Below are 22734 nucleotides of genomic sequence, written 5' to 3'. Positions count from 1 at the left end.
AGAAAATTTTATAAAAGCTGCCTTTATAGCAATAGCAGTTAATGTTTTATTTTAAGTATGCTAAGCTATAGTACATATTTTAAACATTTGTCTACGGATGAGGACAATGAATAAAAACAAGAAATTAGGATGGTTTTCGCTATTGTTATTGAGCCCGATCTCAATGGCAATGCAGCCGATGGATGATCAAAGTCTTTCTGCAATGACGGGCCAAGATGGCTTAACGATCGGTGTTCAAGCCAATGTTCAATTTAATCAAATGGCGATTATTGATAATGATGGCCTGTCTTATGGTGGCTATACATCTCCTTCATATACCAACCGTGCAGGTTTGGTGATTGCTGGCGTAGCTGGGCAAGCCACGGCTCTACCCGTAAAAGTGACTGGCCTAAATGGCACGGCCGAGACAATACTCGGTTTTAAAGCTGCCGTGGATACGGATGCTGGTTCCGCAGCAAAAGGCGGTGCATTTGCGAATATCGCCTTAGCTTTTAATAATAATGTAACGGGTCTTCGGATTTCTCCATTTTCGATTTACACTGCTGGCCCTGCTTCTCTTTCCAGTTTAAATGGAAGCACTTATACACGTAATTCTATTTTTAGTTCTGGGACCTTACTAAAAAGTGATGTGAAAGAATTATTGCGTGTAGGTGGAATTGATATTGTTTTTGCAGCAAATAAACCTAGCATGAATATTCAAATGGGTGCCGCACCACAAGGGCATATGGTGATGTTTGATGGTGCGATCGAGTCTATCTGTGGCACAGGGACGGGATGTAACATTATGCTGGTTTCAGATTATGCGACGCCAGGAAACTCGACGACAGCACCTGTTGGTGCAAGTTTTGACTTTAAACTGACCGGCAATAATGGTAATCCTTTTGGGCTGAAAGGATTTTATGCTGGAATCTATGGTCCTTCTGGTACAACGGATAAAGGTGGAGTGATTTTTGGCAATACTGGCACAAGCAACAAGTTCGATTTACAATTAAACAATGTGTTATTAGGTACAAGTGGTGCTCAGCAGGCTGGTGCTTTTAATAATTTACCTAATGCTTCCATTGGTAATATTGGTATGACGGGTGCTTCTGTAACGAACCTGAAGATGAAAGTCAGTGGCATGTAATGAAGTATTTTTGGGTTTTCCAAAGCGGCTTAGGCCGCTTTTTTTTATTTAAACTTAAGTACAAGCCTCAGCTTTGTTTTAAATACTGAAGGATATCTTCAAGCTGTTTGATCTTCTTCACGTGTGCCCACAGTTGCTGGGCTTCAGGATAGGCCTTGGTCATCATTCCTAACCATTGCTTATAACGTCCGACCATGCCAATTTCGGTCTTGTATTGACCACTCAAGAAGCGTAGCTGCAGTTCTACCAAGTCTTGCCAAGATAGCAGCGCATGATCCATATCCTGACGAATGCATAAGGTTAAATCTGGTGTAGTCACCGCACCGCGGCCAATCATTAAATCTTGGCAATGAGATTGTTCCAGACAGGCTTTTGCATGGGTATTGTTCCAGATTTCACCATTGGCAATGACATTGATTTTTAATGCTTTGGTAATCGGTTGAATCTTTTCCCAATAGGCTGGCGGGGTATAACCATCCGCTTTGGTGCGCGCATGTACGGTGAGCCAGCTGGCGCCAGCATCTTCAATGGCATGGGCATTGTCTAAGGTATGATTTTCATCAAGATAGCCCAAACGCATTTTGGCTGAGACTGGGATATGTGCTGGTACGGCATCACGAACGGCTTTGACCAACAGATGTACGGTTTCCGGCTCATCCAGTAATACAGAACCACCACGATGGCGATTTACGGTTTTGGCCGGACAACCAAAATTCAGGTCAATTGCAGGTGCACCCAGTTCAACCACTTTGGCTGCATTGGCTGCGAGCATCTCTGGATTGTTACCTAGAAACTGTACATGTACCGGGGTGCCAGCCGCAGTTTTGCCGCCATTTTTGAGTTCTGGACAAAAGCTGTAGTAGATATGATCGGGCTGAATGCTATCGGTAATACGGATAAACTCGGTCACGCACCAATCAAAACTGCCAACATGGGTGAGCACATCACGCATGATCGGATCAGTCAGACCTTCCATTGGAGCGAGTACAAGTTTCACGATTTTTACCTAGCGAAGCGAAAACAGCGTTATACGCATTTTCAGATAGGCTGTCTAGTTTTTATTAAAATGTAAAAACTAACGTCCTAATATCATTTCTAAAACAAATTTGCTTCCCATAAAACCAATCGCAAGCAGGACAAAGCCGCTAATGGTAAAACGAATTGCTTTACGTCCACGCCAGCCAAATTTGTAATGTCCGATCAATAACGCGCCGTACAAGAACCATGAAATGATACTAAATGCAGTTTTGTGTGCGAGATGTTGGGCAAAAAAGTTATCAATGGTAAAGAAGCCGAACAATAATGCGGCAGTAAGCAGGCCAAATCCAGTAATAATCAGGTCAAATAACACAGATTCCATGACCTGAAAGGGCGGAAGTAAATTCACCCAGATGCGTCGTTTTTGTTTCTTTTTCAGTTCCCGGTCCTGAAACCATAAAAGCACCGCATGGATGGTCGCCATCAGTAGCACAGCATAAGCTGCCAGTGACAGAATGATATGTAGGTCCAGACCAAAGCTATGTTGTTCAATCACCTGATTGGGTTGGCTAAATGCGAAGCCCAGAATTAAACCAAAGGCAGCTACAGGGGTGCCGATCAGGTTGAGAGGCAGGATCGGGCGAATCAGGCTCAGGATCAGACTCAGTGCCAACATCAGTCCGGAAGTGAAGGACATCAGGTTGAATACATCATAGTTCACCCCAATAGATGTCAGCATGTCTTGGGAAAGAACGGTGGCATGTAGCACCAGTCCTAAACCGACCATCAGGCCATAACACCAAAGATTTGGAGTACGTTTTGACATCAATCGAATAAACAAATACCAAAATGAACTGGTATAGGCGATAAGTGCCAAAATTGTGTAAACCAAGGGGAGACTGATCATGTCAAACCTTTTTTAGGAGGATGAATAATATTCGCCATATAAGATATAAATTCGCTTCGAACTACAGTATCCTATAGCATCTTATGCATAAATTTTCTATTTTAAGAAAGATTTTTTTGCAACTAGCCATTTTAAGCGGATTTCGCAATGTTTGATACCTTAACAGAACGACTCACACAGAGTTTAAGAAATGTTACTGGCTCAGGGCAGCTGACCGAAGACAATATTAAAGATACCCTGCGTGAAGTACGTATGGCACTTCTTGAAGCCGATGTCGCGTTACCTGTAACTCGTGAATTTATCGCGAAAGTTAAGGAAGAAGCGCTCGGTCAGGAAGTCATGACTCAGCTTTCTCCTGGTCAGGCATTTGTAAAGATTGTCTATGATGAACTCACCAAGATGATGGGTGAGGCTAATGAAACATTAGATTTAAGTGCAAAACCACCGGTGGTTGTACTACTTGCCGGTTTGCAGGGCGCGGGTAAAACCACGACTGCTGCAAAATTGGCACGTTTCTTAAAAGAACGCCAAAAGAAAAAAGTGATGACGGTGTCTGCCGACGTATACCGTCCAGCAGCGATCAAGCAGTTAGAAACAGTATCGAATGAAGTCGGTGTCGGTTTCATTCCATCTGAAGCGTCTGAAAAGCCGATTGATATTGTCAATCGTGCCATTGAGCAGGCGAAAATCCAGTTTGCTGATGTTCTGATTGTCGATACCGCAGGTCGTTTACATGTCGATGAAGACATGATGGACGAGATCAAAGAATTACATGCGGCGGTGAAACCAACCGAGACTTTATTCGTTGTCGATGCAATGACCGGTCAGGATGCTGCCAATACTGCCAAAGCCTTTAATGATGCTTTAGCTTTAACGGGTGTGATTCTCACCAAAACCGATGGTGATGCACGCGGTGGTGCAGCACTTTCGGTTCGTGCCATTACCGGTAAACCAATCAAGTTCTTGGGTATTGGTGAAAAACTGGATGCTCTTGAGCCATTCCATCCGGATCGTGTTGCACAACGTATCTTGGGGATGGGTGACGTCCTTTCTTTGGTCGAAGAAGTTGAACGCAAGATCGACAAAGAAAAAGCCGAGAAAATGGCGAAAAAACTGCAAAAAGGCGGTAACTTCAACTTTGAAGATATGCTGATGCAGTTTGAGCAAATGAGCAAAATGGGCGGCATGATGGGCTTCCTGGATAAATTACCAGGCATGAGCAATGCGGGTATTCAGGACGCAATTGAAAAAGCCAACCCTGAAAAGCAAGTCAAGCGTATGGAAGCCATCATTCAGTCCATGACGATCAAGGAACGTCGTAATCCTGATCTGATTAACCCAAGTCGTAAAAAACGTATTGCTGCCGGCTGTGGTATGGACGTTGCTGAAGTGAATAAACTGATCAAGCAACAGGCACAAATGGCGAAAATGATGAAGAAATTTGCGAATCCATCAGGTATGAGCAAAATGCTGAAATCATTGGGTAATATGCAAAAACAATTCGGCGGTGGCGGTGGAATGGGCCCTTTATTTGGTAGTAATGACCAGAAAAAGTAAGTTCTATCGACTTCCTGAAAAGGCGCGTAATGCGCCTTTTTTTATGCTCATGTTGTGAGTAGTGTTGTATAAAATTGATACAAAATAGCAATGTTAAGCGTGATTAAAAAAGAGCAATATACTTTATAAGTTTATGTTTTTATTGAAAAATAGTGTTAAATATGTCACATAATTCAAAAAATAGCGTATTTATTCTGCATTGTGAACATGCCGATCCCGACCAGCATTGGTATGCCTGGTTAGAACACCAATTGAAAAGCGATGATCTGATCGTTGAGCGTGTATTTCTTGCCGATGCCAGTCATCCTGAAGCCGAGATTTGGCAAACTTGTCTGGAAGCGCAATTAAAAGGACTGAATGAGCGGAGTATTGTCGTGGCACATGGGCTGTCCTGTGTGGCGCTCTCAAGATTTTTAGCCAAGAAATTGCAGCACATGCGCATCAAGGCGGGAATTTTTATTGCGGGTTTTAATGACCCGATTGCTCAACGTCCAGAATTTAATGCTTTTATTCAGCAGGCCCAGTTTGAGAGCGGCATGCTGAGGGCGAATATTCAGCGACGACTGGTGTTCTTTTCCAGTAATGATCCCGTGATTCCTGTGCCATTGACCTTTAAATTTTCAAACCTGCTGAATGCCCAACTGATTGAGGTCACTCAGGCAGGGCATTTCCGTGCGGAAGATGGTTTTAAGGAATTTCCACAGTTGTTGCAGGCACTTCAGACCTTGCTCAAAGCTGAATTGAGCTGAGCATAGTGTTTTAAACCTTGCAACAGTAAATCGGATTCGACTTGAGGCTGATAATGACCAAGGAACTTGGCAAACAAAGCGGCATCGCCACCGGTTAAGATCAACTTTTTCGGGGATTGCTGCATGATTTGATCAATGGTACTGATCAGACCCAGCAGAATACCGTGATGGACTGCATCGACCGTGTTATGACCCGGTTTTAAATTATCAAAAGCAGAGTCTGGAATTTTGATCCCTTTGGTATTCTGGATCAGTGAATCCCGTTGCAGATATAAATTTGGCAGAATATAACCGCCCAAATGCTGTAATCCTTCCACCAGATCGATGGTCAGCGCTGTCCCGCAACCAATCACACAAAAGTTTTCATCAGCTTTGGCCACAGCCAATACTTGCAGCCAACGGTCAATCCCGAGTTGGCTTGGCACATCATAACCGCATCTCAGGCCGGCATACTCGGCATGCACTTTGGCAAAGATAATCGGGATATCCAGAATATCCAGAATCATCTGAATCCGCTGATTATTCTCTGAATCCAGGACTGAGGAAATACCGACCTGGGTTAGCTTTTGATGACGAAAATGCTGGATTAAACCGAGCAACAGATCAGCAGGGGATTGCAGGTGTAATTCGGCTGCATGTTCAAGCACCTGATCGTTTTGCGTAATCCAGTATTTTAGGCGGGTATTACCAATATCAAGCCATAAACTTTTCATAGAATCTTCACTTCCTCAGATCGATGCGAGACGTAAACGGCCTTGATAAAATTGCTGGATTTGATCGGTCTTGATCAATACTGCCCCTTCATTGGAAATCCCTTGGAATAGCCCTTGCACCTTGCCTAGAGTATGTTCAAATTCAACTTGCTGATTGAGCCAGATAGCATGGTGGTTAAAACGCTCTGCCAGATTATAACTACCATGCTCAAACCACTGGGCAGCCTGCTGGATTGCTGTGTAGAGCTCGGCAATTAAGCCGATTCGGTCAATCGGATCTAAACCGAGCATTTGTAATGAGCTAATTTGCTGGTCTGGATTTTCTACCGGTGGTGTGGTGAGGTTGATACCCACCCCAATAATCGCTTGATGGGTCGATAGCGGTTCGACCAGAATGCCACCCCATTTGCCTTGAGGGCTATATAAATCGTTGGGCCATTTCACTTGTAGGTGAAGACCGTGTAAGCTCGGCATCTGTAGAATATTTAACGCAATTTCCAATGCCAGACGACCGTCGAGTGCTGTCTTGGTCTGGATCAGTGTGCTTAAATAAATGTTTCCTTCAGGAGAGGACCATGGCCGTTGATGTTGACCACGACCTTGTGTTTGTTGTGCACTACACACCAGTCCTGTGGTAATCCCTTTTTCTGCAATCTCACGCATATCATCATTGGTTGATGTCGTGGTGGTCTTGAGTAAGACCACTTCGGGAAACTGATTTTTTGCGTTCAATAACTGTTGAAGCTGGCGTGTTGCGAAATCATCCATCATTTTTACAAGTAGCGTGGTCATGTGTTTATGGAGTTAATCATATATTTGCTGATTGGTGCAATTGCCGGATTTGCTGCGGGGCTGTTTGGCGTGGGCGGTGGCTTAATTATTGTGCCGATTTTATATATTGTGTTCACGCAAATGAATTATGACCCGAATGTCATTATGCATATTGCAGTGGGGACATCATTAGCCACCATTATTGTGACCTCAATCAGTTCGGTAACAGCCCATCATAAGAAAGGTGCGGTGCTGTGGTCCGTGTTCCGTAATCTGGCACCGGGACTGGTAGCGGGTTCATTCTTAGGCGCCGGTATTGCCGACTTGATGTCAGGGCAGCATTTGCAACTGGTAATTGGCGTATTTGCGGTCTGGATGGCTTATAAGATGTTTAAAGGGGCCCATGCTGTGGTTGATCCAAATCGACACTTGCCATCCGCAGCGTTACAGCTGGCTGCAGGTGGTGGCATTGGTGTGGCATCGGCGATCTTTGGTATTGGCGGTGGCAGCTTAACCGTTCCTTACCTGAACCGGCATGGGGTGGTGATGCAAAAAGCCGTGGCAACCTCTGCTGCTTGTGGATTACCGATTGCTGTGGCGGGTGCTCTGGGCTTTATGTGGTTTGGAGCCAAAGAGCAGATTAACGTTCCCAATACCATTGGCTATGTCCATGTTTATGCTTTTTTGGGCATTAGTGTCATGAGCTTTATCACCGCGAAATTTGGTGCCAAAGTTGCTCATCGCTTATCGCCCGCCATGTTGAAAAAATGCTTTGCCGGCTTACTGGTGGTGGTGGGCTGTTATTTCATCTACAAAGGGCTGATGTAGGTTTTAATTTATCTCTTCGGTTATGAACGTCAACAATGGATGAAGACGCTTATGTGGGTATTCATCCATGATTAAATTGCGATTGCTTTAATATAAATAATATTTTTTGTGATTTATTTCATGAAACTAATGCTGGATCAGATGAATGGTTCACGACTCATCAAAAAGATAAATATTTGATACTTAACAGAGAAAAAATGATTTTTTAGTCTATCTTGAGAATGGATCGGTGTTTTTTCAGGACGATTGGCTTAAAAAGCAATAAAATTGTCAGACAATGATATAGAATTTATAGGGTGAGATCAGTTAAAACAAAAAAGCGTAAATAGCATTGGACAATGCGTATAACAAAGATAGTGAGGCGCTCATGAATCTCGAAGAGGCTGATAGTCTTTCTGAACAGATTGCAAAATATATTAGTGAACAAATTATTAGCGGCGAGCTGGTTGAAGGCGAACGTATTCAAGAGTTGCGCATTGCAAAAGAACTGGATGTCAGTCGCGGTTCTGTCCGTGAAGCATTGTTATTACTGGAACGTACCTATTTAATCGAGATTTTTCCACGACGTGGTGCGATTGTCTCGGAAATGTCGGCACAACAGGTCAAAGCGTTGTTTGATACCAATGTGATGGTACTCGGGCATATCGTGCAACGGATTAGCGAAACCTGGCGTGTCAATGAAGCAGAGCATTTACAAACTTTACTGGATCAATTGGTGGAGTTCGTACGCGCTGGTGACATTGAAAAATTTTACGATGCGATTTTTAAATATTTAGCCGAACAACATGAAATGGTGGCAAATCCATACCTGATGCAATTTTATAAGGAACTGTTGCCGTCCTTGCGTCGTAGCTATTTTCTCACCCTGAATACCTCGCGTCGGGAGCTGCAAGAATCATTTACCCTGTTTAAGCTGGTGATTGATGCTATTTTGATCCGAAAATCACAACAAGCCGCTTTATTTATGGAAGATTTTTGTCGACACTTGCGTAACCTTGTGTTGGAATCTCTGACACGTATGAAACAGATTGAATTGGCCTGGGCTAGACGCTCACGCCGCTAGTTAGGGCAGTATGCGTTTAAGTAGTTTAAAACTTTCAGGCTTTAAATCTTTCGCCGATAGTACAACATTAAATTTCAAGGCGAACCGAACTGCGGTTGTGGGGCCGAACGGTTGTGGTAAATCCAATGTCATTGATGCGATTCGCTGGGTTATGGGCGAGTCCAACGCACGTCAATTGCGTGGCGGTAGCATGCAGGATGTCATCTTTACCGGGACCGCCAAGCGTAAACCTGTTGGTGTCGCCAGTGTCGAACTTCGTTTTGACAATACCTATGGCAAATTGGGTGGGGCATATAACGCCTATAATGAGCTGGCCGTCCGTCGTCAGGTAACGCGTGAAGGCAAGTCTGAATACTTTTTGAATGGCACACGTTGCCGTCGTCGTGATATTACCGATATTTTCTTGGGGACCGGTTTAGGACCGCGCTCTTATGCGGTGATTGAACAGGGCATGATCAACCGTCTGGTGGATGCCAAGCCTGAAGAAATGCGGGTCTTTATTGAAGAAGCGGCTGGGGTATCACGTTATCAGGCGCGTCGTCGCGAGACTTTGCAGCATTTAGAACATACTGAACAGAATCTGGCGCGTTTAGATGATATTGCCGCAGAACTGAAATCACAGCTGAGAAGTTTGAAGCGTCAAGCTGAAGCTGCGATTCAATACAAAACCTTAGAAGGTCAGATCCGTACTTTAAAAATTGAGATTCTGTCTTTCCAAGCCAATCAAAGCCAAAAACTACAGCAAGAATATACCGTTGAAATGACGGCATTGGGTGAAAATTTTAAGCTGGTGCGTTCCGAGTCACAGACTATTGAACATGATCTGGAAGCAACCAGTGCTTTATTCCAGCGTCTGATTCAGCAGTCTTCACCGTTGCAACAGGAGTGGCAACAGGCAGAGAAAAAACTGGCTGAGCTGAAAATGACACTGGAACAGAAGCAGAGTCTGTACCAGCAGAATAGCAGTAGCCTGGTGCAGCTTGAGCAGCAAAAAATCCAGACCAAAGAACGTTTACAGTTGTCTGAACTCCAGATCGAAACTTTATCTGCCCAGTTTGATGAGCAAAATGAAACATTGTTGGCATTAGAACAGCAAACACAAACGGCTGAACAAAATGTGAGTGATGTACAGGCTCAGCACAAGCAGGCATTGCAGCAGTTTGAGCAACTGAAAGCCCAGGTCGACAAACAGCAACAGCAAAAATTGCAGATGGCTGCACAAATTGAGCAGCTTGCCAAAAATGTGCTGCGAATCGAACAGCAAAAGCAAACGCTACAATCGCAAAGTGGTCAGATCCGTGCGCAGGTTCAAGATGAAGAACAGGAGCAGCTTGAGCAATTGCAGCAACAACTGCATCAAGAGATGATTGAGCTGGAAGCAGCCATTGAAGAACTACAGCAAAATTTACAGGCACAACAAGAACAACAACAGCTGGATAAGACTGATGTGCAAACGCTTAAAACCGAAATACAGGTTTTACTGGCTGAACAAAAGAATTTGAATCAACTGGTGGCAAAGCAAAGTCCGAAACAGCAGCAGAATACGCTTCGCTTGATGCAAAGCCTGCGTTTAACCGCGCAAGGTAAAAGCCATGCCAGTATCATTGAAAAGTTCTTAGCCAAATGGTTACAAGCGCATTTACTGGAGGATGAGCAGTCATTTCAGGAAGGTGTGGCGCGTCAGTTAAAGTCAGCGACGCAGCAACGTATTCAAATTCAACATTTGAGCTGTTTAAGCGACTGGATCGAAACCCCGCAATCTTCACTCTGGGCCAGTGTGGCTGTGGCCGAAAATCTGGCAATTGCCTTAGCGCATCAAGCACAGCTCCAACAGACGCAGTCAATTTTAACGCTGGATGGTTATCATGTCGGTGCAGACTGGGTGATTGGTCTGCATTACGATGAAGATAGCCAAAGCGCACAAGGTATGCTCAGTCATCAGGTGCGTTTAGATGAAATAGCGCTGCAACTTGCGCAGAAACAGCCTAAGCTGCTTGAACTGGAACAGCAATTTTCTCAACAGCAGCAAACCTTGCAACAGCAACAACAGCACTTACAGCAACAACAGCACAGCCTGAAACAAAAACAGAAAGAGCTACAACAGCTGGATGTGCAAATTGCCAAATTGCAAAGTACCGCGCAGGCTTTTGTGTTGCAGCAACAGCAATTGGCAGATCAACTGAAACAGCTTGATCTACAGCTTGAAGAAGATGCGATGCAGCGTGATGATCTGGAAATAGATTTGCATGCACTTGCACTCAAACTCGAAGCAGTATTGCCAAATTATAAAACCTTGCAGTTTCAGGTGGAAAACCTGAATGAGCAACTGGATGAGCAACAGCAACAACTGCTTCAGCAGCAACAGCAACGTGAAAGTCTGCGTCGCCAGACCTCTCAGGCCAATCAGCAAATTGAACTGTTAGAGAAAGATATTTCGTTCTTGAAAACGCAATATCACCAGATCATTGAACAAATTGAGCAGGCGAAAAAATTTGTTGATCCGATTCAGCTGGAATTGCCAAATTTAGAGTCACAATTTCAGCAGCAATTTCAGCAAACCGAAAAATTGCAAAAAAACTGGAATGAATGGCAACTGGAACTGAATCAGATTCAAGAGAAACAGCAGCAATTGACTGAACAGCGTCATCAAGCCCAGCAAAAAGATGAGCAGGTGCGTGAACAGTTAGAGCAAAAGCGTTTGGCTTGGCAGGCAGCCAAATCGGATCGTGAGCACTATCTGGAACAACTGAAAGAGTTGAATGCAGACGCTTTATCCGATCTGTCGATTGAAATCAAAGATCATCAGCAGAAACTGGAAAAGGCCCAGCAGCAGTTCGAAAAAATTGGTGCGGTCAATCTGGCAGCCTCACAAGAATATGAGGAGGTGTCGCAGCGTTTTGATGAACTGAGTCACCAGATGCAGGACTTGCAAAATACGGTTGATCAACTGAAAGATGCCATGAAAAGCATTGATCAGGAAACCCGTAAGTTATTTATGAGCACTTTTGATCAGGTCAATCAGGAAATGCAAGTCCTCTTTCCTAAAGTCTTTAATGGCGGGGAAGCGAGCTTAAGTCTTGAAGATGACTGGCAATCTGGGGTGAAATTGATGGCGCGTCCACCTGGTAAACGCAATAGTTCATTGGCGCTGTTGTCTGGTGGTGAAAAAACCTTGACGGCCTTGGCGCTGGTGTTTGCGATCTTTAGATTAAACCCTGCACCATTCTGTGTTCTGGATGAAGTTGATGCACCTCTGGATGATGCTAACGTGCAGCGATATTGTAATTTGGTAAAAGAGCTTTCTGAACAGGTGCAATTCATTTACATTACACATAATAAATTGGCGATGACAATGGCAACTGACTTACTGGGAGTGACCATGCCAGAGCCAGGCACATCAAAATTAGTGACTGTCGATTTAGAGCAGGCAAAAGAATACGGGTTAGTTGCGGAGTCATAGTATGGAAATGAATACAATAATAGGCATTGTTATCGCCGTTGTGATTATGCTCGTTGGTTTAATGATGCTGTTTAGAAAACCAAAACCGGTCGAGCCGTCATTAGAAGCGGATTTATATATTAATCCTGAAAGTCAGCAGCCTGTTATTCCTCGTCATGTACGAGATCAAGTTTTACCAGACGAAGTGGTCACCACAACTGAACGTGTTGAACCAAGTCTGAATAAAGACGCGGTTGCGGTAGAGACACCGGTACAAACAACAGGTGAGACTGCAAATACTGTAGAAAAAACAGAAGCTGTAGTTTCAACAGCAGAAGTTGCTAAAGAAGAAGCTGTTGAAGCAGTTGTAGACACTGAAACTGTTCAAAAAGATGAGACCGTAACTGCTGAAGCAGAAACAACAGTCGTCCCTGAAAATGCAGAGACTATAGAGAAAGCTGAGGAAAATAAAACCGAAGCAGAACTGAGCTTGAATCCGAATATCGAAACGGTAGCCATTGAAGAGTTTGATGGCGAAAGTAATATTCTGGATGTGCATTTACACGAACAGCAACGCTACGACGATGAGAGTGCATTAGCCACCGCAGAGCAGATCATTGCCCTGAATGTTTATCCGAATCCGCGCCGTGCCTTGTCAGGTGATAAAGCACTCAAAGTCTTATTGAAATACGGTTTACGTTTCGGTGAAATGTCATGCTTCCACCGTTATGAAAATACCGATGAACCAAGTGCCTTGATGTTCTCGGTATTGCGTATGACCGATAATGGCCCAGCGGGTTTTGATCTGGAAACCTTATCTGGCGAACAGGTGCAAGGTCTTGCATTCTTCCTGGCTTTACCAAATAGCAAAGCCGTTACCGGTTATGACATGATGACCAGTATTGCCGGTTTAATTGCGCGTGAAGTGGATGGTAAGGTTTATGATGAAAATAATCTGGAATTTACCCCGCAGTTAAAAGAACATTGGCGTCATCACGTGATTGATTATCGTCCAAATCAGGCGGCAGTTTAATTAGTTGTTTCTTCATAAACTGATTAACATATTTTTAAATTTTAAAAATAAAGAACTTAACGGAGTCATGTTGGGTTCTCATCCTATTTCTGGATAACCTTCGGTTCGACTTACTTTTGTTTCGGCAAAAGTAAGCAAAACCATTGTCATCTGCAAAACCTGTTTACTTCTTTCATCAAAATTCTTTTATTGCAAAAACATTATTTTGCTTAAACCACGCAGTTTGCAGATGACATTTCTGAGTATCATATTTCATGTCTAACTCAGGTTCGATATACTAAATTTAGTAAAAATTATAGGGCGGTTTTTCCGCCCTTTTATATGGTGAAATTTAAATGGAACACAACTCAGTTATTGAGCAAATGCGTCAGTTGATTCAACTGATTGCAAAACATAATCATGCTTACTATGTGATGGATCAGCCTTCCATTTCAGACAGTGAATATGACCATTTATTTCATCAACTGAAAGCACTCGAACAACAATATCCAGACTGTATTCAGGCAGATACCCCGACCAATAAAGTGGGGGGGCAAGCCTTATCGAAATTTGAAAGTGTCACCCATGCAGTACCGATGCTGTCATTGGGCAATGTCTTTAATCAGGAAGACCTGTTTGCTTTTGCCCGCCGTATTGATGAACGTTTACCGAATCAGAAAGTCCAGTATGAAGTAGAGCTGAAACTGGATGGTTTAGCAATTTCACTGTGGTACGAAAATGGTGTCCTGGTTCGTGGTGTGACCCGTGGCGATGGCGAGACCGGTGAAGACATTACCCAGAATGTTAAGACCATACGGAATCTGCCAAAAGTACTATCAAGTCAGCATCAGGCCATTCCACAGTTTCTTGAGGTTCGTGGTGAAGTGTTGATGCCGAAGCAGGGCTTTGAAAAGCTCAATGCCGATCAGGAAGCCAAAGGCGATAAAACCTTTGCCAATCCACGTAATGCAGCGGCAGGTAGCTTAAGACAACTTGATCCGAATATTGCAGCCTCACGCCCATTGGCGTTTTATGCCTATGGGATTGCGCAGTGTGTACCGAACCATGGACTTGAGACCATGCATGATAGTTTGCACTGGTTAACCCGATTTGGGTTTGAAATTGCAGAACGTCAATTCCTGTGTGCTTCGATTGAAGAAGTACAACAGCGCTATGAACAGATTCAACAAGAACGCCCAGACCTCAAGGTTGAAATTGACGGTATGGTGATTAAGGTGGACAGCCTTAAACAGCAGCAACAACTCGGCTTTTTGAGTCGTGAACCGCGTTGGGCCACGGCTTATAAATTCCCTGCACAGGCCGCACTGACCAAAGTTGAAAATATTGACTGGCAAGTGGGACGTACAGGAACATTGACACCGGTTGCACGTTTAGCACCTGTCTTTGTGGGTGGGGTAACGGTATCGAATGTGACCTTACACAATATTGGTGAAATTCATCGTTTAGATGTACGCGTTGGCGATACCGTCAGTGTCTACCGTACTGGTGATGTGATTCCGAAGGTCGAGAAAGTCTGGGCAGAGTTCCGTCCTGTTGAAGCAGAAGTTGTACATCTTCCAGAAAATTGTCCAGTCTGTGATTCCCCTGTGGTGATGCCGGAAGGTGAGGCCTTGGCTCGTTGTTCAGGTGGCCTGTATTGTGCAGCGCAGCGTATTGAGGCGATTCGTCATTTTGTTTCACGTAAAGCACTGGATATTGAAGGTTTAGGCGATCGTTGGGTGGAATCACTTTTGCATCTCGACTTGCTCAAAGATGTGGCTGATATTTATCATTTACATGAACATCGCGCGACCTTATTGACCATCGAGAAAATGGGTGAGAAATCGGTTCAGAACCTGATTGATGCGATTGAAGCCAGCAAGAAAACCACGTTGGCACGCTTTATTTATGCCCTAGGGATCCGTGGGGTGGGTGAGACCACAGCGCGTATGCTGGCGAATACCTTTCAGACGCTTGAGGCTCTGAAATCAGCGGATATTGAGGCACTCAAGAAAACGCCTGATGTGGGGGATATTACTGCAGAATGGATTGCTGATTTCTTTCAGGCACCGCATAACATTGAGGTACTGGATCGTTTAATGGCTGCGGGTATTCATTGGGATGCACCGACTGCACCAACGCGTCAACCGTTGAATGGTGAGAGCTGGGTGGTGACTGGAACGCTGGAAACCATGGGACGTGATGAAGCGACACAAAAGCTGCAAGCTTTAGGTGCCCGTGTCAGTGGCAGTGTGTCCAGTAAAACCAAATGTGTGGTTGCGGGCGAGAAAGCGGGTAGCAAGCTGGATAAAGCGCAGAAACTGGAAATTCGCGTAATGAATGAACAAGAGTTCTTAGAGTTCTTGCAACAGTATGAAGCATAGATTCTTGATTTAAATTTTGAATCAGTGCGAATTGATAAAAAGGCGGCATCAATGCCGCCTTTTTCTTGTATTAAATATATTTTTTTACAATGCCATCATCCAGCAATTGCTGGAAATGTTCACAGACACTTTCTCGCACATCGCGATATTCAATGCCAAGTTCTTTGACACTGCGTTGCGCATTAAAATAAATCGGATAGCCCATATTCAATTTTACAAATTCACGTGAATGGCTGAGGACTGGCGCGACAAAAGCAAAGGCGGTCTTGGGCACAGTAAAATGCGGGAAGGGAAACTTATAGCCAAACTTCTGAGTAAGTGCTTTGCCCATGTCCAATAAGCTGAGTGTACCACCACAAATGATATAACGACCGTGTGCTTCCGGATTCAATGCAGCAGCGACATGGGCATCTGCCACATCACGTACATCAACAATGCCATTCCACATCGGTGGTACACCAAACAAGGTGGTACCATTACCAAACTGTTGCAATACTTCAATACTGCCTGACTGACTGGCATCGGTGAGGGATGGTCCCATCACTAACGCCGGGTTAATGCACACCAGATCCCAACGATCTTGCTGTTCTACCATTTCCCAGGCTTTGCGTTCGGCCATGACTTTTGAATAAGGATAGGGCTGGTGTGTTTCGCTACTGGTGGTGTTCCAGTGATTTTCATCAAATTCATTATTGGCGGTATTTTGAATCTCAACTGCATCGCCATAGGTTGAGGCAATGCTTGAGGTGAGTACCACACGTTTAACCGATTCAGTGCGATTAACGCTGTTCAAAACATTTTCTGTGCCTTTCACCGCCGGCTCAATAATGTCTTTAACGGCATCTTTATAGTTGGTGACCACGAACGGTGATGCGGTATGAATCACGATTTCACAATCTTTCATTGCTTCGTCAAATGAACCTGTTTCAAGCAAATCTGCTTTGAAAAACTGGATGTGCCCGGCCGATTGCTCTGCCAGATCATAGAGATGCTGGATCTTGTTTTTCTTTGATGGATCACGCACTGTGGCATGAACTGTATAACCTTGCTTGAGCAGGCGTTCAATAATCCAGCCTGCAATATAACCCGTCGCGCCAGTGACCAAAATCGGTTTACTTTTATCCATTGTGGTTTCCACATTATGTTTTTGTGATTGCTGTTATTTACCGAATTTTGCTTCAACAAACAACAGCTGGGCAGTCATTTTTTAGGCTTTTTTGATCAAAACTTCGGCGAAATAAGAAGCATTGCTAATCGTTACAAAAAATCAAACAAATGATTTTCAATAGAATTATCCATTTTTAAAGCAATAAATGATATGCAAAGGCTTATTTTATTTAGATAAATTCGGCTAACCAGAACTGTAAATGCGTATGTTTCTCATTTTAATTTTATAAAAATCATAAACTTACACACTTTTATTTTTGCAATTCCATTATAACTTGGCCATAATATTGTCATTCGATAGGAGTAAGTATTATGCGTGGCAATCCAGAAGTCATCGACTATTTAAATATGCTCATTGGCGGTGAATTGGCTGCTCGTGATCAATATTTAATTCATTCAAGAATGTACGAAGATTGGGGCCTGAACAAGATCTATGAGCGTATTGACCATGAAATGCAGGAAGAAGCATCTCATGCCGATGCCATTATTCGTCGTGTTCTGTTCCTTGGTGCTCAACCGAATATGAACCGTGAAGACATAAATGTCGGTACGGATGTTGTCAGCTGTTTAAAGGCGGATTTGGCACTTGAATACCATGTCCGTGAAAAACTGGCAGTGGGTATTAAACTGTGTGAGGAAAAAGGCGATTACATTAGCCGTGATATGTTGCGTCAGCAGCTTTCTGATACAGAAGAAGATCATACTTACTGGTTAGAAAAGCAATTACGTTTAATTGAATTGATCGGTTTGCAGAATTATATTCAATCACAAATCTAATTGATCCGTTTGAATGTGTGCTGCAAAAGAGAACTTCATCTGAAGTTCTCTTTTTTTTGTAAGGAAGAAATATAAGACTTAGAATTTTTTACTATAGTTCACAAATAAGCGGTCTTCACCAAAGTCATTACCATGTTTCACATCATAGTCGATGCGGATGTACTGCAAAGCAAAGCCTTTGAGATACGGCTGTTGAAAGGCATAATTCACAATAATATTGGACTCGGTCTCATGGTTTTTCTCACCATTGGCTGCCTTAAAGTCATGTCCATAGACATATTTCACCATCGCATTCAGCCCAGGCACATAGTCCTTAAAGTCATAGCCATACATCAGGTGATATGACTTTTCATTCTTTTTAAAGAAACCTGTGGCATTCCAGTTGATAAAATAGGTTTCAGGCAGGAAACCATCAGGTAAAGGATAAGCAGACTCCCCGATAATCTGTTGATAGCCCAAACCAAAAGACTGATTATTTAGTTTTAGCATTTCCAGAACACCAATATTTTGCGCATCAATATCAAAGTTGCTACCGTCATTTTTGGCATTGAAATATTTAAACTTGGAATTCAGGGTGAAGTCGGGTTGTTTCCAGTTATGCTCTAGCCCGACATAGTGTTTATTGTAGAGGTCTTCTAAATTACCGAAGTAGTATTCGGCCTTTAATGAAGGTGTCAGTTGATAACGCAGATCCAGATAATTTAAGCCATCGGAATATTCAGTTTTGCCATTCGCGGTAAAAGAAAATTTACGGAAATCTTCTTCATTGCGGGGCGATACTTTGGTGACACGGCCTATTTCGGCATAGAGCTGATCAGAGAGCTGTGACTTTAAATTGGTACCCCAATAGGAAGCCAATAACTGACGACTGGCATCTACTGCGGTTACAGGCAGATCCAGCCAGAGTTCACCGACACTGAGCAGTGTTTTGTCATAGCCCAGTTTCAGAGTCGCACCATATTTTAAATAATCAGAGGCTTGTGATTGGGTTTGGGTGTCAAAGGGCAACACCGTATCCGCCACATGCTTATCCTTGCTTAAACGGACTGCATATTGCACCGAAGCATCTGCCCCGATGGTGACTGGCTTATCTGCGATTTGCAGTGGCGTATCCCGCATATTGGATTTGTAAAATAAAGACGCTGCTTGTGACCAGCTTCCCGTATCTTTCAGGCTTGGGTTGTCATAGTCGCGATTGATATAGGCATTTTTCAGGGTAAATTTCCATTCATCCTGAGCGGGCTGGGTCATCTCGGCAGCAAAAACCATTGGGCAAGCCAAGCCGCCCATTGTCAATAAGGTTGCAACCGTTAAGTACGAAGGGGAAAAGTATTGTAATAATTTCATAATCCATATCCGAAGTCAGTGCACCTATCCTCGGTGCACGTAGTTTTATTGCTGAGTCAATGAAGGTTGGGAGTTAAAGCGGGTCGCGGGTTGCGCTGCAACAGAGACTTTTAAATTCACCAGGAAGATGGCGAGCGCGGCGATAATGCCGGGAATCGCGATGGCGAGAAAATTCATTTGATGGGGCAGTTCAAAGGTCAGTAAAGCACCGGTTAACACAGGACCGATGATGGCACCAATTCGACCAATGCCTGAGGCCCAACCCATACCGGTTGAACGTACTGCGGTAGGGTAGAATTGGGCCACAAAGGTATAGAGCAAAATTTGTGAGCCAATGGTTGCGGCACCAGCAATTGCAATCAGGCTATACAAGATAAATTGTGGGCTATTGAAACCCAGTAAGATCAGGGCCGCAGCGCCAATGACAAACATGCTGGTAATCACGGGTTTTAAATGGAATTTATCCGCTAATGCGCCCCCGCCAATTGCACCGACCATGCCGCCAATATTCAGTGCAAACAGAAACAGCATACTGGCACCTAGAGAATAGCCCGCCTGTAGCATCAGTTTTGGTAACCAGCTACCTAGCGCATAGACCATTAACAGACACATAAAGAAGGCAATCCAGAACATAAAGGTGCTAAAGCTACGACCTTGCTGGAATAGCGCACGAACAGGGGCATCAGTGCTGGTACTTTCATTTAGAACCAGCGCTGAGTTGTCGGTTAATTCAGTTTCAGGTGAAATTTTAGTGACAATCATTTTGGCCTGATCGTGATGGTTCGATTTCACTAAGAAAGCCAATGATTCAGGCAGGAATTTCCAGATTACAGGCAACAGTAACAGCGGAATGCCCGCAATTAAAAACATGATCTGCCAGCCCATGTCTTTCACTAACCATGCACCCAGTAAGGCAGAACTCATGCCGCCAATGGCATAGCCGCTAAACATCAGTGCGACTAAGGTACTACGGATTTTTTTCGGTGCATATTCGGTCATCAACGCGACAACATTTGGCATCACGCCACCAATGCCAAGCCCTGCGATAAAACGTAAAATGGCAAATTCAGTGGGACTTTGGGCAAAAGCACCTAAGAAGGTAAAGCCACTGAATAAAGTGACGCAGATCAGAATGGTTTTTTTACGGCCCAGTTTGTCTGAGAGTGTGCCAAAAATCATGGCACCAAACATCATTCCGAACAACGCTGCACTGGCAAGTAATCCTGCTTGCACGGCAGTCAGTGACCATTGCTGCATCAGCAGGGGTAAGGCGACGCCGTAAATAACCAGATCATAACCGTCAAAAATAATAATGATCAGGCACCAGATTAAAACCTTCCAGTGAAATGCCGTAAAACGGGCTTTATCAATAATGTCATTAATATTGACCTTGTTTGTATCCATTGCTTCACCTCCGATTTGTGAAGTACAGGTTATTTTTTATTAAACTATTTTGTTATCGGAGCAGAGTCAAAAACCTAATTGATATATCTTTATGTCTTTAAAGTATTGTGGTTTTTATATATTAAATTATTGAAAAATATTGTTTTTAATTTATGTTTTTATGCTGTGGCATAAAAGGGTAAATTAGAGTTAAATATTAAAATACGAGAATATTAGTCATTTTAAAGTGGTGTTTTTAAATATTTTTGGATGAATAATCATAAGTGAATAAATAAGGTTCTTATTAAAAAATGGCTTATTTTAGTCAGGTTTAAAAGGCTGAATAATTGCGGATTTATTAATCAGACATTTATTGGGTCGTGGGTATTTTAAAATACAAAAAAAGAAAACCTGAATATTGCTCAGGTTTTCTGATCACATGAGAGGTGAAGTCGTAAAAAGAGGAGATATGGAAGTTGTTAAGGCGCAACGGACTGTTTGCTTGGCGTGAGAATCAGATGGGCAATAACGCCAATACAAATCCCCCAGAAGACTGAACTTAAGCCTAGAAAATGCATGCCAGAAGCCGTTGCCAGAAAAGTAATCAGTGCAGCATCACGGTGTTGAGGATTCTGCATGGCAGCGGTGATATTGGTTGCAATTGCACCGAGTAAGGCGAGACCAGCCAAAGCCGCAACTAGTTCTTTTGGCAATAAACTAAACAGCATCACAAGACTGCCTGCAAACAGTCCGCCGAGAATATAAAAAATCCCGTTGGCAATCCCCGCGATATAACGTTTTTCTTTCAGTTCATGGGCATCCTTGCCCATACATAAGGCTGCCGTAATCGAAGCGAGGACGATGGTAATTCCGCCAACGCAGGCAACGGCTAAAGAAGCAATACTGGTAGCACTGATAATGGGTTTGGCAGGCGTGTCATAGCCGCTCAGTTTCATGATCGCCATACCTGGTAAAAACTGGCCGGTTAGGCTGACTAAAATGAGAGGAACAGCGAGGTTGAGTGTTGAGTTCCATGTCCATTCTGGGCTAATCCACTGCGGAATAGCTAAACTAAAACTCACATCAACCGGATTCATTTTGCCTAAAATGAGGCTTAATAAAACTCCAGCAGCTAACACCCAAATCATGGTGTAACGCGGCATCAGTCGTTTAGCGACCAAGAATACAATCAGCATGCTAAACACAATCAACGGCATATGATCTGAAGCCGTAAACAGATTGATGCCAAACTGGAACAGGATGCCTGCCATCATCCCTGCAGCAACATCTTGGGGAATCCATTTCAGTAGTTTGTCGAAACAACCTGTAATCCCAATCAGAAAAATCACGATGGCGGAGGTGATATAGGCAGCAACCGCTTCATTCAGTGAAATGTCAGGAAATAGCGTCACCAATAAAGCGGTTCCGGGCGCAGACCATGCAGTAATGACTGGGGTTTTATATTTTATCGAGAGATAAATACCCGCTACCGCAGCACCAATCGAAATGCCCCATATCCATGACACCATCATCTCGGTTGAGACATGGGCACGTTGCGCCGCCTGAAAAAAAATAATCAGTGGTCCTGAATAGGAAATCAGCACCGCAAGAAAACCCGCAACCGTGGCTGAAATGGACCAATCTTGTTTTAATGTTTTGAGTAAAGTTGTCATTGGGTGATGGCCTCCATGCACATCTTGCTCTTTATCTAAAATGCAAAAGATCAGGGCTAACCCTGATCTCCACCTCCCACGGGAATGACGCTGCCGGTGATATAAGAGGCATCATCGGATGCAACGAAGACAATGGCTTTGACCTGTTCCTCAATACTGCCATAACGGCCCATGAAGGTGCGATCTATGGTTTGATCCACCACTTGTTGCATCCAGTCTTTTTCATTTTGACTGAGTGGATTGCTATTGCGCGGTACTTTACGTGGTGGGGCTTCGGTGCCACCTGTAGCGATGGCATTGACGCGAATTCCATCTCTAGCATGTTCAAAGGCCAGCGACGCTGTCAGTGCATTGACGCCACCTTTGGCGGCAGAGTAGGGAATTCTGTTAATCCCGCGAGTCGCAATCGATGAAACATTGACAATCACACCCGCCTGTTGCTGAATCATTGCAGGCAAGACCGCTCGGCAGCACCATAACGTTGGAAACAATGAGCGATTCACTTCCTTGATAATTTCCTGTTCGGAGAATTCCTGAAAAGGTTTCATCCAGATTGCACCACCGACATTGTTGATCAGCACATCGACCCGACCAAAATGCTCAATGCTTTTGGCAACCACAGTTTGTGCACCTGCAAAGCTTTCCAGATCGGCTTGAACCGTAATGGCCTCAGCACCTAAGGCTTTGGCTTCGTTCAGTACCTCCTGCACATAATCGGAAAGATCGGCCAGAACCAGTTGCGCACCTTCCGCCGCCAGTTGTAGCGCCACCCCACGACCAATGCCTTGAGCACTACCTGTGACAATCACCACTTTATCGCTAAATCTTTGCAGGTTTGACATGGATAACTTTCTCACCTT

The 22734-nt window shown here is 43.9% G+C and carries 18 protein-coding genes; 9 read left to right on the top strand and 9 right to left on the bottom strand.

What is annotated here, in order from left to right; translation table 11 throughout:
* Positions 1-106: 106 nt before the first annotated feature.
* The gene (locus tag MSG93_RS15650; RefSeq protein WP_324622440.1) at positions 107-1126 is read left to right on the top strand and encodes a DUF6160 family protein; all 1020 of its coding nucleotides are present in this window, start codon (positions 107-109) and stop codon (positions 1124-1126) included.
* Between the two features lie 67 nt (positions 1127-1193).
* Here the strand turns inward: MSG93_RS15650 and MSG93_RS15645 are convergent, their stop codons facing one another.
* On the bottom strand, positions 1194-2123 hold the full coding sequence (locus MSG93_RS15645; protein WP_005283752.1) for a tRNA dihydrouridine synthase: 930 nt from the start codon (positions 2121-2123) through the stop codon (positions 1194-1196).
* A 78-nt stretch (positions 2124-2201) separates the two neighbouring features.
* The gene (locus tag MSG93_RS15640) at positions 2202-3011 is read right to left on the bottom strand and encodes a cytochrome C assembly family protein (protein WP_324622439.1); all 810 of its coding nucleotides are present in this window, start codon (positions 3009-3011) and stop codon (positions 2202-2204) included.
* Between the two features lie 147 nt (positions 3012-3158).
* Here MSG93_RS15640 and ffh point away from each other — a divergent pair, with 147 nt between their 5' ends.
* Together ffh and MSG93_RS15630 are read left to right on the top strand one after the other, a co-directional pair.
* Positions 3159-4568, top strand: a complete 1410-nt coding sequence (gene ffh, locus MSG93_RS15635) for a signal recognition particle protein (protein WP_004770827.1) — start codon at positions 3159-3161, stop codon at positions 4566-4568.
* Between the two features lie 161 nt (positions 4569-4729).
* Positions 4730-5317, top strand: a complete 588-nt coding sequence (locus MSG93_RS15630) for an RBBP9/YdeN family alpha/beta hydrolase (RefSeq protein ID WP_324622438.1) — start codon at positions 4730-4732, stop codon at positions 5315-5317.
* On the opposite strand, the gene MSG93_RS15625 is transcribed toward MSG93_RS15630, so the two are convergent.
* Positions 5287-6030 carry a pantothenate kinase gene (locus tag MSG93_RS15625; RefSeq protein WP_032874788.1) on the bottom strand — a complete coding sequence of 248 codons (744 nt, stop codon included), beginning with the start codon at positions 6028-6030 and terminating at the stop codon, positions 5287-5289. The two genes, MSG93_RS15630 and MSG93_RS15625, sit on opposite strands and share 31 nt — an antisense overlap.
* A gap of 15 nt (positions 6031-6045) precedes the next feature.
* A complete protein-coding gene (locus MSG93_RS15620) occupies positions 6046-6822 on the bottom strand; it encodes a biotin--[acetyl-CoA-carboxylase] ligase (RefSeq protein ID WP_324622437.1) in 777 nt (258 codons plus the stop codon).
* Between the two features lie 6 nt (positions 6823-6828).
* Between MSG93_RS15620 and MSG93_RS15615 the strand changes: the two genes are divergently transcribed.
* The 5 genes from MSG93_RS15615 (at position 6829) to ligA (ending at position 15527) form a co-directional block, all read left to right on the top strand.
* The gene (locus tag MSG93_RS15615) at positions 6829-7629 is read left to right on the top strand and encodes a sulfite exporter TauE/SafE family protein (protein WP_150955288.1); all 801 of its coding nucleotides are present in this window, start codon (positions 6829-6831) and stop codon (positions 7627-7629) included.
* Between the two features lie 367 nt (positions 7630-7996).
* The gene (locus MSG93_RS15610; RefSeq protein WP_312049628.1) at positions 7997-8692 is read left to right on the top strand and encodes a GntR family transcriptional regulator; all 696 of its coding nucleotides are present in this window, start codon (positions 7997-7999) and stop codon (positions 8690-8692) included.
* A gap of 10 nt (positions 8693-8702) precedes the next feature.
* A complete protein-coding gene (gene smc / locus MSG93_RS15605; RefSeq protein WP_324622436.1) occupies positions 8703-12152 on the top strand; it encodes a chromosome segregation protein SMC in 3450 nt (1149 codons plus the stop codon).
* A gap of 1 nt (position 12153) precedes the next feature.
* Entirely contained in the window at positions 12154-13164 is a 1011-nt protein-coding gene (locus MSG93_RS15600) for a cell division protein ZipA C-terminal FtsZ-binding domain-containing protein (RefSeq protein ID WP_324622435.1), read from the top strand.
* Between the two features lie 335 nt (positions 13165-13499).
* Positions 13500-15527, top strand: coding sequence for an NAD-dependent DNA ligase LigA (gene ligA, locus MSG93_RS15595; RefSeq protein ID WP_199974391.1), 2028 nt, complete (start codon positions 13500-13502; stop codon positions 15525-15527).
* A 70-nt stretch (positions 15528-15597) separates the two neighbouring features.
* Here ligA and MSG93_RS15590 read toward each other — a convergent pair whose 3' ends face one another.
* Entirely contained in the window at positions 15598-16653 is a 1056-nt protein-coding gene (locus tag MSG93_RS15590) for an aldehyde reductase (RefSeq protein WP_324622434.1), read from the bottom strand.
* A gap of 353 nt (positions 16654-17006) precedes the next feature.
* On the opposite strand from MSG93_RS15590, the gene ftn reads away from it, so the two are divergent.
* A complete protein-coding gene (gene ftn / locus MSG93_RS15585; protein ID WP_005228980.1) occupies positions 17007-17471 on the top strand; it encodes a heteropolymeric bacterioferritin subunit Ftn in 465 nt (154 codons plus the stop codon).
* A gap of 78 nt (positions 17472-17549) precedes the next feature.
* On the opposite strand, the gene MSG93_RS15580 is transcribed toward ftn, so the two are convergent.
* From MSG93_RS15580 to benD, 4 genes are all read right to left on the bottom strand, one after another.
* The gene (locus MSG93_RS15580; protein ID WP_324622433.1) at positions 17550-18818 is read right to left on the bottom strand and encodes an OprD family outer membrane porin; all 1269 of its coding nucleotides are present in this window, start codon (positions 18816-18818) and stop codon (positions 17550-17552) included.
* Between the two features lie 45 nt (positions 18819-18863).
* Positions 18864-20222, bottom strand: a complete 1359-nt coding sequence (locus tag MSG93_RS15575; protein WP_324622432.1) for an aromatic acid/H+ symport family MFS transporter — start codon at positions 20220-20222, stop codon at positions 18864-18866.
* A 458-nt stretch (positions 20223-20680) separates the two neighbouring features.
* Positions 20681-21874 carry a benzoate/H(+) symporter BenE gene (benE, locus tag MSG93_RS15570; protein ID WP_324622431.1) on the bottom strand — a complete coding sequence of 398 codons (1194 nt, stop codon included), beginning with the start codon at positions 21872-21874 and terminating at the stop codon, positions 20681-20683.
* Between the two features lie 56 nt (positions 21875-21930).
* Positions 21931-22716, bottom strand: coding sequence for a benzoate diol dehydrogenase BenD (gene benD, locus MSG93_RS15565; RefSeq protein WP_324622430.1), 786 nt, complete (start codon positions 22714-22716; stop codon positions 21931-21933).
* Between the last annotated feature and the right edge of the window lie 18 nt (positions 22717-22734).

The organism is Acinetobacter sp. IK40 (assembly GCF_035615075.1).
In the GTDB taxonomy this organism is placed as follows: domain Bacteria; phylum Pseudomonadota; class Gammaproteobacteria; order Pseudomonadales; family Moraxellaceae; genus Acinetobacter; species Acinetobacter courvalinii.
The sequence above is the reverse complement of the archived record's forward strand: the minus strand, read 5'-3'. Positions and strand labels throughout refer to the sequence as shown.